This window comes from Alphaproteobacteria bacterium, assembly GCA_016722515.1.
In the GTDB taxonomy this organism is placed as follows: domain Bacteria; phylum Pseudomonadota; class Alphaproteobacteria; order Rickettsiales; family JADKJE01; genus JADKJE01.
This window is the reverse complement of sequence record JADKJE010000002.1, coordinates 769,874-782,522: the sequence shown is the minus strand read 5'-3', so window position 1 is coordinate 782,522 and position 12,649 is coordinate 769,874. Positions and strand designations below refer to the sequence as shown.

The 12,649-nt window shown below is 42.9% G+C and carries 10 protein-coding genes and 1 pseudogene; 7 read left to right on the top strand and 4 right to left on the bottom strand.

Annotation, left to right across the window (positions count from 1 at the left end; all coding sequences use genetic code 11):
- Positions 1–43: 43 nt before the first annotated feature.
- The 3 genes from IPP74_08340 to IPP74_08330 all read right to left on the bottom strand — a co-directional run bounded on the left by IPP74_08340 (position 44) and on the right by IPP74_08330 (position 3,295).
- A complete protein-coding gene (locus tag IPP74_08340) occupies positions 44–553 on the bottom strand; it encodes an SRPBCC domain-containing protein (GenBank protein ID MBL0319280.1) in 510 nt (169 codons plus the stop codon).
- 207 nt (positions 554–760) lie between these two features.
- The gene (locus IPP74_08335; GenBank protein ID MBL0319279.1) at positions 761–1,408 is read right to left on the bottom strand and encodes a hypothetical protein; all 648 of its coding nucleotides are present in this window, start codon (positions 1,406–1,408) and stop codon (positions 761–763) included.
- Between the two features lie 78 nt (positions 1,409–1,486).
- Complete coding sequence (locus IPP74_08330) at positions 1,487–3,295, bottom strand: ABC transporter ATP-binding protein (GenBank protein MBL0319278.1); 1,809 nt, start codon at positions 3,293–3,295, stop codon at positions 1,487–1,489.
- A gap of 134 nt (positions 3,296–3,429) precedes the next feature.
- Here IPP74_08330 and IPP74_08325 point away from each other — a divergent pair.
- The 7 genes and pseudogenes from IPP74_08325 (at position 3,430) to IPP74_08295 (ending at position 11,271) form a co-directional block, all read left to right on the top strand.
- A pseudogene (locus IPP74_08325) lies at positions 3,430–3,659 on the top strand (hypothetical protein).
- Positions 3,660–4,114: 455 nt separating this feature from the next.
- Entirely contained in the window at positions 4,115–5,107 is a 993-nt protein-coding gene (locus IPP74_08320; protein MBL0319277.1) for a hypothetical protein, read from the top strand.
- A gap of 158 nt (positions 5,108–5,265) precedes the next feature.
- Positions 5,266–7,089: a cation:proton antiporter gene (locus tag IPP74_08315; protein MBL0319276.1), complete on the top strand. Its 1,824-nt coding sequence runs from the start codon at positions 5,266–5,268 to the stop codon at positions 7,087–7,089.
- Positions 7,090–7,182: 93 nt separating this feature from the next.
- The gene (locus IPP74_08310; GenBank protein MBL0319275.1) at positions 7,183–7,476 is read left to right on the top strand and encodes a hypothetical protein; all 294 of its coding nucleotides are present in this window, start codon (positions 7,183–7,185) and stop codon (positions 7,474–7,476) included.
- Between the two features lie 68 nt (positions 7,477–7,544).
- Positions 7,545–8,414 (top strand): alpha/beta hydrolase, encoded by an 870-nt coding sequence (locus IPP74_08305; protein ID MBL0319274.1) that lies wholly within the window; start codon positions 7,545–7,547, stop codon positions 8,412–8,414.
- Between the two features lie 305 nt (positions 8,415–8,719).
- Positions 8,720–10,198, top strand: a complete 1,479-nt coding sequence (locus IPP74_08300) for an MBOAT family protein (GenBank protein MBL0319273.1) — start codon at positions 8,720–8,722, stop codon at positions 10,196–10,198.
- A gap of 2 nt (positions 10,199–10,200) precedes the next feature.
- Complete coding sequence (locus IPP74_08295; GenBank protein MBL0319272.1) at positions 10,201–11,271, top strand: hypothetical protein; 1,071 nt, start codon at positions 10,201–10,203, stop codon at positions 11,269–11,271.
- Positions 11,272–11,305: 34 nt separating this feature from the next.
- Here IPP74_08295 and IPP74_08290 read toward each other — a convergent pair whose 3' ends face one another.
- The gene (locus tag IPP74_08290; protein MBL0319271.1) at positions 11,306–12,625 is read right to left on the bottom strand and encodes an Nramp family divalent metal transporter; all 1,320 of its coding nucleotides are present in this window, start codon (positions 12,623–12,625) and stop codon (positions 11,306–11,308) included.
- Between the last annotated feature and the right edge of the window lie 24 nt (positions 12,626–12,649).

The following is a 12,649-nucleotide window of genomic DNA, read 5'->3' as shown; positions in this document are numbered from 1 at the left end:
TTATACATTCACCGAAAGTATACCGCAAGATACTTTTTGTAGATTATGATGTGGCTATTTTCAGATATTCTTCAAGCCGATCAAGACTTTGCGACCATCCGTCATTCATCCCCATTTTTAACATGGCATCCCTAATTTCCAGCGTATCAAAATAAATGCAAATGGTTATCTTTGTCTTTCCGCTTATCTCTTCAAACGTCACAGATGTCAATAATTCGCCCGCTGGATTTTTATCATTTTTAGCACGATTTGGTTTCACCATATCATGCCAGGCTGCCGGATGCTCACTGCAATCCTGGGTCATCACAAGACGCTCAGGCTTTTCAACTTCGAGGTAAATACCTTTGATTGGATAATCAACCCCATCAGGCGAACGCATCACCATACGATATTTTCCTTCCTCACGAACATTGCCTTCGCATACAGGCGTTTCAAATCCTCTTGGCCCCCACCATTTTGCCAGAATCTTAAGATCCGACCATGCTTTAAAAACAATAGTACGTGGCGCATTGACAGTGCGGGTGATAATAAATTCAGGATAGTCTTGAGTCATTGGTCGGCTCCTTGGCAATTGGTCCTCATGGTTTTACAAGGTTAGTTTTCTCACATCCTCTTTAAGACCTGAGAGTCCTGTAAAATTCAACTGCCACATGTTGAATTATTTTCTTCATTAAATCAAACACTAAACAAGGGATTCTGCAAATAAAGAACATCGAAAAATCGATCTCAATATAATCAGGTACACGGCAAAGGTTAGGGACTACTCGATAAATGACGAGTATAGTCCACATGCTTCATCATGAGGAGAACTTCGTCTCCTCCAGATCACCAGCCCAATAAGCGCGACGCTTACCAGTGTAATCGTCACAGGAAATAGCAGGGTCGTTAGCGAATAATGTTCTAAAGCCATGATCGAAATACAACCCCTTACAACAACGATCATATACATTAACATCGGTTCTTCGAATGGTTTGAAATAAGCCTTTCGAATAGTCGGAAAGAAACCAACCGTATCAATGCTCGTAAGAAGGATCACAGCCCATAATGGATTTGAAGTCACATACCAAAAAGGAATTGCTGATAACGCCAAAATAAAGAAAAGCCAATCGATTTTCTTTATGACGATTTCTGTCTTTCTGACATAGGCAAGAATAGCTATATAAAGTGTAATGACTCCTGATACTCCGGTTGACCAAGCACCTGCACCACCCTTATCGGCTAGTTGAGCAACGAATAAGATAGGCGTAGCAACACTCCATATCACCCATGAAAAAACATGAGGTTTGGTGCGTCCCTGCAAAATGGAGCGTATATAAGGTATGAAAGCGATAAACGTAAGTAAAATGGCTAATGAGCCAAGACATTCTTTGACGTTAGTCGCTTCAATTGTTGAAAGAAATGCCTGCATCATGCTTTTTGACCAACAACAAACAAATAATCGCCTTCATCACTTTCATAGTGTTTAATAATGTGATCGCTTTTATTCTTACGTAACATGAGGTATCTCTGGTAAAAATCCGCCTGCCTGCATGTGCCACATCCTGGCGTAATGGCCGTTTATTTTTAGTAATTGTTCATGTGTGCCATCTTCGATCACATGGCCTTTGTCAAATACCAATATGCGATCCATTTCCGAAAGGGTCGATAACCGATGCGCAATCACGATGGTCGTGCGCCCCTGCATCAGGGAGTGCAACCCTTCCTGGATATGTTTTTCTGTAACTGAATCCAGTGCCGAAGTGGCTTCATCCAAAATCAGGATAGGTGCATTTTTAAGCATGGCACGCGCAATAGCAATACGTTGACGTTGCCCTCCCGAAAGCTTGACTCCCCGCTCGCCCACTTCTGAATCATAGCCTTGAGGCAGTTGACTGATAAATTCGTGGCAATGTGCCCGTTTGGAAGCGATGATGACTTCTTCATCTGTAGCATCAATATTACCATAGCGAATATTATCCATCAGCGAACGATGAAACAGTGATGTATCCTGCGGAATCATGGCAATGGCTTCATGCAGTGATTCTTGTGTTACGAATGCAATATCCTGCCCATCGATTAAAATGCGTCCTGCTTCAACATCAAAAAACCGCAGTATCAAGTTAACAAACGTGGTTTTACCTGAACCTGAAAAGCCAACCAGGCCCACTTTACTGCCTGCGCTAATATGCACATGTTTATTCTCAAACAGGTTGTGGTTGCGTTGATAATGAAACGTTACATTATCAAAGAGGATATCTCCCTTTGATACGTGCAACCTTTGAGCACCTTCACTATCTGTCACGTCATGTGCTTTTTGAATGGGGATTAGCGCTTGCTGGCATTTCCCGATTTCTTTAAAGAAATTAGGTAGTTCAATGCCAGAAATCCATGCCATAACACAGATCCCCCAAGATGCATAGAAAATATAACCAAATTCAACACCCGTGATATGATTTTTTTGCCATTGGCTTATCATGAGCATCATCATCCCGACTCCCATAAAGGAATAACAACAGACACCCAAAATAAGACGAATTTTAAAAACCATATCAAGCACCCGGTGATGCTTAGCCTGTTCCTGTTGTTGTGAAACCTTGATATGCTGCCATTCCCACCCCATGCGGGCAAATAATTTAACCGCCGTGATATTGGCAAAACTATCGACAATCTGTCCATTGATTTTGTTTTTACTGGCTGAATGCTCAACCGATAAACGGTTACAGGCCTTAGCAAAAATCAGGCAAATTCCCAAATGGAGGCAAAACCAACCACAGGCAACGATACCAAATAACGGGTGCAAGCGTGAAAACATAATCGTAGCAATGGTTACTCCCACAGCAGCAGGAATAAACAAGGTAATCAATAGCTGCATAATACGCGTGGATGCCTCGGTGATATCATCAATCTTACTGGATAAATCTCCAGACAAATGATTCGCAAAGAACGTATAGGAATGATGGCGCATATACTCTACCATCGCCATACGTATAGTGGCTTCAAACCGAGGATAGGTACGAGAAGCGAGGAAATCACTACTCCTGTACAATATTTCTACGGTCAACCAGAACCCAAGTACCGTCAACGCTGGTGCAGCAAAGGCACCCCATGCCGCCATTCGGTCACCATCATAATGGATCACCGCCCCCACAAAGCGTTGAAACAAGTATGGCATTATGGTCCAATCTACCGCCCATCCTAAATGAGCCAATAACAGCAATATAAACCAAGGGCGCTGCAGCATAATGAAATGCCACAAAAAAGGCATTAAATGTTTGGGTGGCCCAGAAGCCAGGGTATTAGGCAATGTTGTTGTCATACCAATCATCAACGTCGGTTACGGTTTAATTTCTATAGAGGGAAATACTCTCCCGATTCTAGCATAGATTTTAGAACCATTGATACTTCAATTTTATTTTTCTAACCGATCGCGCACATCTATTTAAAAGGCACATGCTCCCAATCCCACTTCACAACCATCAAGCCCCCCTTCTTTATATTCTGCTGGTGCATATTTCTCCGTTGGGTGCGTATGATGAAACATCTGATTCATTTTTAATTATGGATGTTAACCCAATACCGCCCAATGGGTATGGGTCGAAAGCAATCAGTTAATGGCTGCTATGCGAACCTTTGATACGGTTGAAAACCGTGGCTATGTCTTGATCAGAGAAGAAAAATAATACGTATAATCCACTGATTGGACTCATCAGCTTTCCATCTCTTTTTAGTCGATAAACCTGCTCGTGCAGCATCACCAGCAAGGGGCAGATCCTGTATGATCTCCTCAGAGATGAAATATCTCTTTCCGCTGGATCGCAATTTGTCAAGAGACTCAATAAACATACCGCGTCCTAAAAATGATCTATTTCGTCATATATAGGACATAGCATACCCTAAACCTCGAAAAATACTCAATTGGATAGTCCCCCCAATAAGGCATTCCTAAACAATGTCAGGGTGTTGCACTTCAAACTTGAATGTGCCCCTCCCCTCCTTAAAATAATGTAAAATAAAATTTTACATATAATACATTCATAAATATACAGCATTAATAATATATAATACATGAATACTGTTGGAGTGATTCTAGCATTAGGAACCTCTAGCAATGGCCTAACCTGTGTAAGGAGAATATATGTCTAAAAATCCTAGTCCAACAGCTGGTCTCGTTCCTATTGCTGAGATCAATTCACCACCACAAGCATTAGTACAAACAGTTTCTAATGTTCCGGAGCCTTTTGTGCATAATTCCTCTGCAAAACTACAGGCAACAGTTCTATCAACCCTATTTACTTTTTATCCGGCTAAAGGCCTTGATACACTAACCGGTTTAGCATCAAAAGGTGCCCCAATACCATCCTTTTTAGGACTGAATGCTAAAATTTGGCCTGGAATGTCTGGATTTTTATTACGATTCCTTGCTCGACAAGCAGCGCGAGTTGCAAATTCCGATAATCTTCCACGTCTACTCGCAACCGAAATCCCCGTTAATGCTTTCTTTGGTACATATTTGCTGCAAAAATCGCTCTCAACCAACAGTAATACTCCAATAACCTTTAGAGGTGTTGCCGAAGGCGGTTTTAAAAGCCTTCCTTTGGTTGGCACTCAAAGTATTGTCTTTCTTGGATCAGCACTCCTTTATGATAAACTTTTCCCACAAAATGGCACATGGTCCGATCAGATAAAGAAAACTGGCGTTATCGCCAGCATTGATACGATCGTCAATCTGCTTCCTTCGATTGCAACATCAGAAATACAAACCGGAAAAAGTTACAGGGATGTGTATGAAGGATTCAAAAAGGATCCTGAAGCACTCATGTTACGTATAAAACGAACATTGCCGGCTCGCTTTGGTATGTGTGCTTTTGGAGCAGCTACATATTTAGGAACGCTTGAGCTAACTAAAAGACTAAACACACCTGAAGCAGCTCAATTTGTCGAAAAATCCATCAATGCTCTTTCTCCGTCAAAACAAAACGGAAAAACATGGCAAGATCCTGATGATATGATGCTGGCTCAATTAAAGAAATTGCCGCCTATCTTAAAACAAGCTTCCAGCCATACTTCACGTTGTATGCCTTCTTCGGCAGTTAGCGAAGCCGGTCAGCGTTTTATGTCTGTAGGTTAATATATCATGATCCTTAACGGCTTACCGTTTTGCCGTTAAGGATCATCAATGCCATCGTCTGCAATCAATGCCGGCAATAAAAAGAATAAAGACAATTACTCCTGAGCGACTTATACTCAGTGTGTCATATCTTGTGAACCACCGTATATTGCCCTTTTATGGATAGCAGCGCTTTACTTAATATCTTTATTTTCCTGGCGGCAGCCTGTGCGGTGGTCCCTATTGCCGGGCGTTTTAAGTTAGGATCTGTACTTGGTTATCTGGCGGCTGGTGTGCTCATTGGCCCCTTTGGGATTGGCTTTATCCATAATGCACAACAGGTTATGCACTTTGCCGAATTCGGTGTGGTGATGATGCTCTTTTTAATCGGACTAGAGTTAGAACCTCCCATGTTATGGAAATTGCGTAAGGCCATTATTGGCCTTGGAGGATTACAGGTAACCCTTACCAGTGCCGTATTTACCGCTATTGGCATAATGCTTGGATATTCGTGGCAGATAAGCTTAGCCTGTGGTATGGCGCTCTCACTTTCTTCCACGGCCCTGGTTTTGCAAATGCTTGAAGAAAAAGGGTTATTACAAACAGCCTCCGGAGAATCTTCCTTTGCTGTGTTACTGTTTCAAGATATTGCCGTCATTCCCATCCTGATTATTCTGCCGTTGCTTGTTGGTACATCGCAAACACCTGTTACCCAGCACACGATGATTTCTGATTTTCCTGGCTGGCTACGCACGCTCATCATCGCCGCAACCATTGCTGCCATCATTATTTGTGGTCGTTATTTATCACGTCACTTGTTTTATTTTATAGCCAAAACCAATCTGCGTGAATTATTTACCGCAACATCGTTAGCCCTCATCGTCGGTATTACACTGTTAATGCAGTTAGTGGGTGTATCACCGGCCCTTGGCGCCTTTGTTGCCGGAGTAGTACTTGCCAATTCTGAATATCGTCATACATTGGAAGGCGATATTCAACCCTTCAAAGGATTATTACTGGGGTTGTTTTTTATATCGGTTGGCATGAGTATTGATTTTGCTTTATTGACGGCACATCCTGTACCAATTTTGGGTGCTGTCGTGGGGCTCATGGTTCTTAAAACAGGTTTGCTTTTGGGATTAGGAACCTTCTTTGGCCTGCGCGATGGTCAACATGCGCTGTTTGCTATCGCCCTCTCTCAAGGTGGTGAGTTTGCTTTTGTTTTGTTTCAATATGCGGGAGGTTTGAATATCCTGAGTCAGGAACAATCTGCATTCCTGACCCTCTGCGTCGCTCTTTCGATGGCGCTGACTCCCTTCTTGATGATACTCAATGACAGGTTGGTTATTCCACAGTTTATGAGCGTATTACCTTCACGGCAATATGATACCATCAACGAAAAAGATAATCCGGTTATCATTGCTGGCTTTGGCCGGTTTGGCCAAATTATAGGACGTTTCCTGAATGCCCAAGGTATCAAGACCACCGTATTGGAAAAAGACCCTGACCAGATCGAATTATTGCGCAAATTTGGTCATCGCGGTTATTTTGGCGATGCCACCCGTTTAGATTTGTTGATCAATGCCGGTGCAGCCAGGGCCAAATTACTGGTTGTGGCTGTTGATGATGCCGATCAATGCCTGCAGATCGTGCGATTAGCTAAAGAGCAGTTCCCTAACTTAAAAATCTTTGCCCGTGCCCGTAACCGGCGCCATGCGTATGAATTGCATAAAGCAGGGGTCGATTATTTTCGCCGCGAAATATTTGATTCGTCACTGACCATGGCTCAAGAAGTCATGATATGGCTCGGTGCAGATGCGGCCTTGATGCGCCAGAAAGCCCAGCAATTTATGGAACATGACGAAAAAACCCTTTATACGTCTTTTGCCTTTATTGAAAAAGAACCCGAACTCATTAGTTTTGCTCGCCAGGCACGGGGAGAATTGGAGCGTATTTTACATGATGACACACGCCAAGACGAGCCGCTTGCGGTTCCTAATTAAATACGCTGAATCCTTAAAAACGAATCTCAGCCCTTGTACGTTTTAAAGTTCTTGTTATGATTAACCCACCTTCATCCAATCCATAAACAGGCTATGACTTTTCTTTTTAGACTCATTATTTCTATTTTCTTTGTCATTTTGGGCGTGGCTCAAATGTATGTCGGCTATTTGGAGATGAACCATTACATCGGGCCTATCTGGGCCGTTGGAGCCATATGCTTATGCCTGTTAGTACGGTTTACCCTTCCTATCACCGTTGCTGCTTTTTTTGGAGCCACTGACATATTAGGGTGGCCCTGGATCGGCGCTATGTTCTTTGCAGTACCTGGGCTTGCCTTTTTGGTACCAGGTGTTTTAGGAATGATTATATCGATTGTGAAAAGGTAAGACCAGTTACCTATAACTCCTATAACTGTAGGATGATCTGTTCATTAACTCAATCTGGACATTCCCTTATGTATCTCTATTTAAAACATCTTTTCGTTTCGATCACCCTGTTATGTGTCCTAAGTAGCTGTGACGGGACCACCCTTTTAAATGCTGTAATACCGCATTCTGGTTATACATTAAAACAGAATATTGCTTACGGAAACAAGTCCCGCCAGATGCTGGATATTTATATTCCTCAACAGCAGGCTGCCTCTAAAGCTGTCATCTTGTTTTTCTACGGTGGATCATGGCAACATGGCAGCAAAGATCAGTATCTTTTTGTTGCGCAATCGCTTGCCAGCAAAGGTTACATCACCGTGATAGCTGATTACCGGCTTTTTCCTGAATATTATTTTCCTGACTTTGTCGAAGATGGCGCTCAAGCCTTTGTATGGTTACATCATCATATTAAGGAATATGGGGGCAATCCCGATCAATTATTTATCATGGGACATTCAGCAGGAGGACACATTGCCGCCATGCTGAGCGTCAATGAACAGTATATCAAGGCTGCTGGAGGCGAGCGCTCATGGATTAAAGGCATGATCGGACTGGCTGGTCCTTATGATTTTTTGCCTTTTGTCGATCCTAACGTAAAAGCACTGTTTAGCAAAGTAACCGATACCAACACTCAACCCATTACGTTTGTTGGTCCAAACACCCCACCAATGTTACTGCTCACTGGCGATGCCGACCGTGATGTTCTCCCTAAAAACACCCTCAACTTAACCACCAAACTACGCCAATACCATAACCCCGTTAGCACTCATGTTTATCCGGGCGTTACACACAAAGGCATTATACTGGCTTTAGCCCATGGGTTTCATAAAAAAGCACCGGTGCTTGATGATATCATTGCGTTTATTGAAGGGCAGAACAATCACACCAACCGTTAATATCCAGACGATGTTGGCTGTTGATTAGCCTTGTGTGTTACATCAATATTTCTGCGTGATGCTTTAGAATATGGGCACATTTGTTGGGCCGTACAAAGGAGTTTCATAACTTATCTCCTTATGTTTATGTATTTTTATTCTTTATGTGTTTATTCCTCATGTGTGAGTGTATCTGATAGTTTTAGGAAATAAATGCCGCGGGCCTTTCTTCATAAGTGTCATGATATCCTGCTTGCTAATAAACCAACATTTAATTATCCTCCTTTTCGTTGTAATCCTTTACCTCGTTAAGGCTGAGTTTGTTTATGCTTTTTCATTCGCATCTATTCCTATTTGGATTTTTGCCCGTTTTGTTGTTAGGCTTTTTTGTATTAGGTCGTTTTAACCCTAAATGGGCTGCTGCATGGCTGGGACTTGGTTCGCTATTCTTCTATGGATTCTGGAGTATTAAAGCCCTGCCGTTATTGCTGGGCTCGATCATCGTAAACTATATGTTTGGTTTAAAACTAGCGCGCCCCTCTTCTCCTGATAACGCTCATGCGAGAAAATCATATCTTATCTTCGCGCTTATACTTAATTTAGGGTTGCTTGGTTTTTTCAAATACGCCCATTTCTTTATTGAAAATACCAACCAGTTACTGGAAGCCGCCGATCTTCATCTGCTACCTACACTCACCCTTATTTTACCGATAGGGATTTCGTTTTTTACCTTTACGCAAATCGCCTTCCTGGTTGATTGCTATCAAGGTAAGGTCCGAGAAACCAGCTTTATCCATTACCTGGTATTCGTGACCTATTTTCCGCATTTAATCGCCGGACCGGTGCTTCACCATTTGCAAATGATGCCCCAATTTAGTAAGCCCGACACCTATCGCGTTAATGCAGATAAAATTGCTCTAGGAATAGCTATTATCGCTATTGGTCTTGCCAAAAAAATGTTAGTTGCCGATCCTTTAGGTGAATATGCCAATACATTATTTAACGCAGTCCCTCACGATCTCCACCCGACCTTATGGGTCTCATGGTTAGGTGTATTATCGTACACCATGCAGATTTATTTTGATTTTTCCGGCTATTCAGACATGGCGATTGGTTTATCCCTCTTGTTTGGTATTTATCTACCTATTAATTTTAATTCTCCGTATAAGGCTACCAGTATGATCGATTTCTGGAGGCGCTGGCATATTTCTTTGTCTTCGTTTCTGCGCGATTATCTTTACTTCCCATTGGGGGGTAATCAAAAAGGCAAAGTCAGGCGTTATGTTAATTTACTAGTTACCATGATCCTGGGAGGGTTATGGCATGGCGCCAGTTGGACCTTCGTTTTATGGGGGGCTGCTCATGGATTATTTTTGGTCATTAATCATGCCTGGCGCACATTCATCGGATCTGAAAGAACCTATCTTTCCCTTGTGGCAAAGACCGTGAGCTGGCCTGTTACTTTTTTAAGCGTTTGCTTTACATGGGTTATTTTCAGAGCCAACAGCGTTAGCGAAGCATTGCCTATTTATAAAGGGATGCTTGGCCTCAACGGAATCGGCACATCCGCGCAAATCAATCCCGGTATCCTTGCCTACATTCTCATTGCACTGGTGATAGCGCTTAGGTTTAAAAATACGCAGGAACTCTTCTCATTACACGAAAAAACCCAATCCGATCACACCGTTACCCAATCTCACAACACCTTATTCTCCTTATCCATTGCTCTCATTGCTATTGTGTTATTTTGGATATCGGTTCTTAAGATCGGCGGTTCCAGTCCCTTTTTATATTTTCAGTTTTAACCATGAATGCTAAACAATTCCTCTCCTTGTTTTTCCTTTTGCCACTAGCACTTTATGCGCTTGTGTATAGCCTCTATATCGCTCATCCGCAGCATTTTCATTTTAGAAGTTGGGAATTTCTGCCCATATTTATATTTAATGGAGAATTAGACCGCAGTCAAATCATGCCGGAATCAGGAGACTCAGCGCGTGAATATTTAATCCAACGTTATACCCAAACCAATCATATTTCGGTAAACGAGTATGGCAACCGTGTTGCCTGCTTTGATAAAAACCAACAGATTAAACCTGCCGTACTTCTATTTGGCGACTCACAAATGTTTGGCTCAGGTACCGATGACAGCCAAACATTCCCCGCCCAATTGTGCAAAAACTATCATGCCAGTATATATAACGCAGCACGTAATCATGATCTTGATCTGTTGCGTCACCCAACCTACCATTTCAATGCCATCTTGTTTTCGATAACCGAACGTGATGATTTTTCCACGAGTTACTGTAGCAAACTCGATGAAATCGAAGCGCATTATGATGAGAAGCTTCCCGAACAAAGCTTCTACATTCCCAAAGCTACGTTTAAACAAAACTGGTTGATGCTGAGGCACGGACATAAATTCTTAATGGGGTATTTAAGAAACCGTATCAAAGCTCTGTTTTATGGTATCAATCATGGATTTATCGCTCCAGATAATCAGATCATCAAATTCACGCACCAACGCCAGGATGCGGACGGAGATATTGAAAGAGAAACCGCATGCGCCAAAAGGCTGGTGAATTTCTTTCATCAGAAACACATCAACGTAGGCTTTCTGTATTTTCCTGCACATCAAACCCTGTATGGCAAAGACTATCATCTTTCCATCGATGAGGGCACGTATACATTCATTGATAAAATCTCTGCCAGGTTTAAGCAAGAGGGCCTGCTGACATTTAACAGCAAACAATGCCTATTGGATGCGAAAGCAAAAGGATTGGTTTACCAAATGCACGATACCCATCTTAATGGATTTGGTTATTACCATCTGGCAGAATGTCTAAAACATTCCCCATTAGATACGTTATTTCATGAATAATGCCAAACGCTTTTGTTCTAACCAAGGTTACTTATCAAAAGAACGTCTGATAGAGCAATATCCCATTAGCAAGGATGATCGATGCCGCTATTCCCCAGCAAACTATCTGCATCAAACACGATAATTTCCATTGCTGCATCATTTCGCGATTGCTGCAAAACAAAATCAAAGGCACGACTGCAAAAGGTAGCTGCATACTCAGAATAATCTGGCTTAAAACCAGCAACTGACTTAATCCTCCATCACCCAACATCATCACCCCGATCCAGGCAGGTATAATGGCCAGGGTTCTGGTTATTAACCGTCTTTGCCAACAGGGAATATGCAGATCGAGAAACCCTTCAAGGATCACCTGCCCGGCGATGGTTCCTGTTAATGTTGAACTTTGGCCCGATGCCAGCAATGCTAACGCAAAAAGAATGGGAGCGGCCGTCCCTAATAATGGTTTGAGCAAGGTATGGGCATCACCTATATCGGTGATATTCGTAAAACCACTCATATGGAACGCACTGGAAGCCAGCACCAGAATCGCCGCATTGATAAAAAAGGCTAAGGTTAACGATAACAACACATCCGCATTCATAAGCATGATTGCATCACTTTTAGCGCTGTCCGTATGCGCGATGGTCCGTGTTCCAACCGCTGAGGAATGAAGATACAGATTATGCGGCATCACGGTTGCCCCTAAAATCCCAATCGCAATAAACATGCTTTCGTGATTCAATAACAACTGCGCATCCGGCACCAATCCTTTAACAACATCACCCCACACAGGTTGGCTCAGTAAAATTTCAATAAAAAACGCTGCCGCTATGGTTCCCACAAGCCCCGTTACGATCGCCTCAACCGTTAAAACGCCCTTTCCCTGTAAGACCAATACGATAACCGTATCCAGGGCCGTAAGCAGAATGCCAATGCCCAATGGCAAGCCCAATAATAATTTAAGTGCCAGCGCTGTGCCTAACACTTCGGCAATGTCGCAGGCGATAATTGCAACCTCAGCCGCCAACCATAGCGCACTATTTAACGCAGGAGGAAACCTTTCCCGGCAACAGGCCGCCAGATCTTTACCGGTAGCCACGCCTAAGCGTACGCACAGGGTTTGCAGCACCATGGCCACTAAACTCGACAGCAATACCACAAACAGCAAACCATAACCAAATGTTGAACCAGCCTCCAGATCGGTTGCCCAATTGCCTGGATCCATATACCCCACCGAAATCAGCAAACCAATACCACTGTAACGCTTAAACCGAAGCCAGGTCGAAGCACCAGGCGGCACAGCCACCGTGCTGTGAATTTGTGATGGACAAAAAGGGGCCGTAGCTGTTTTGGGCAACCTATATTTAAACATGGCATTCACTTGGAAGGGTCAGGG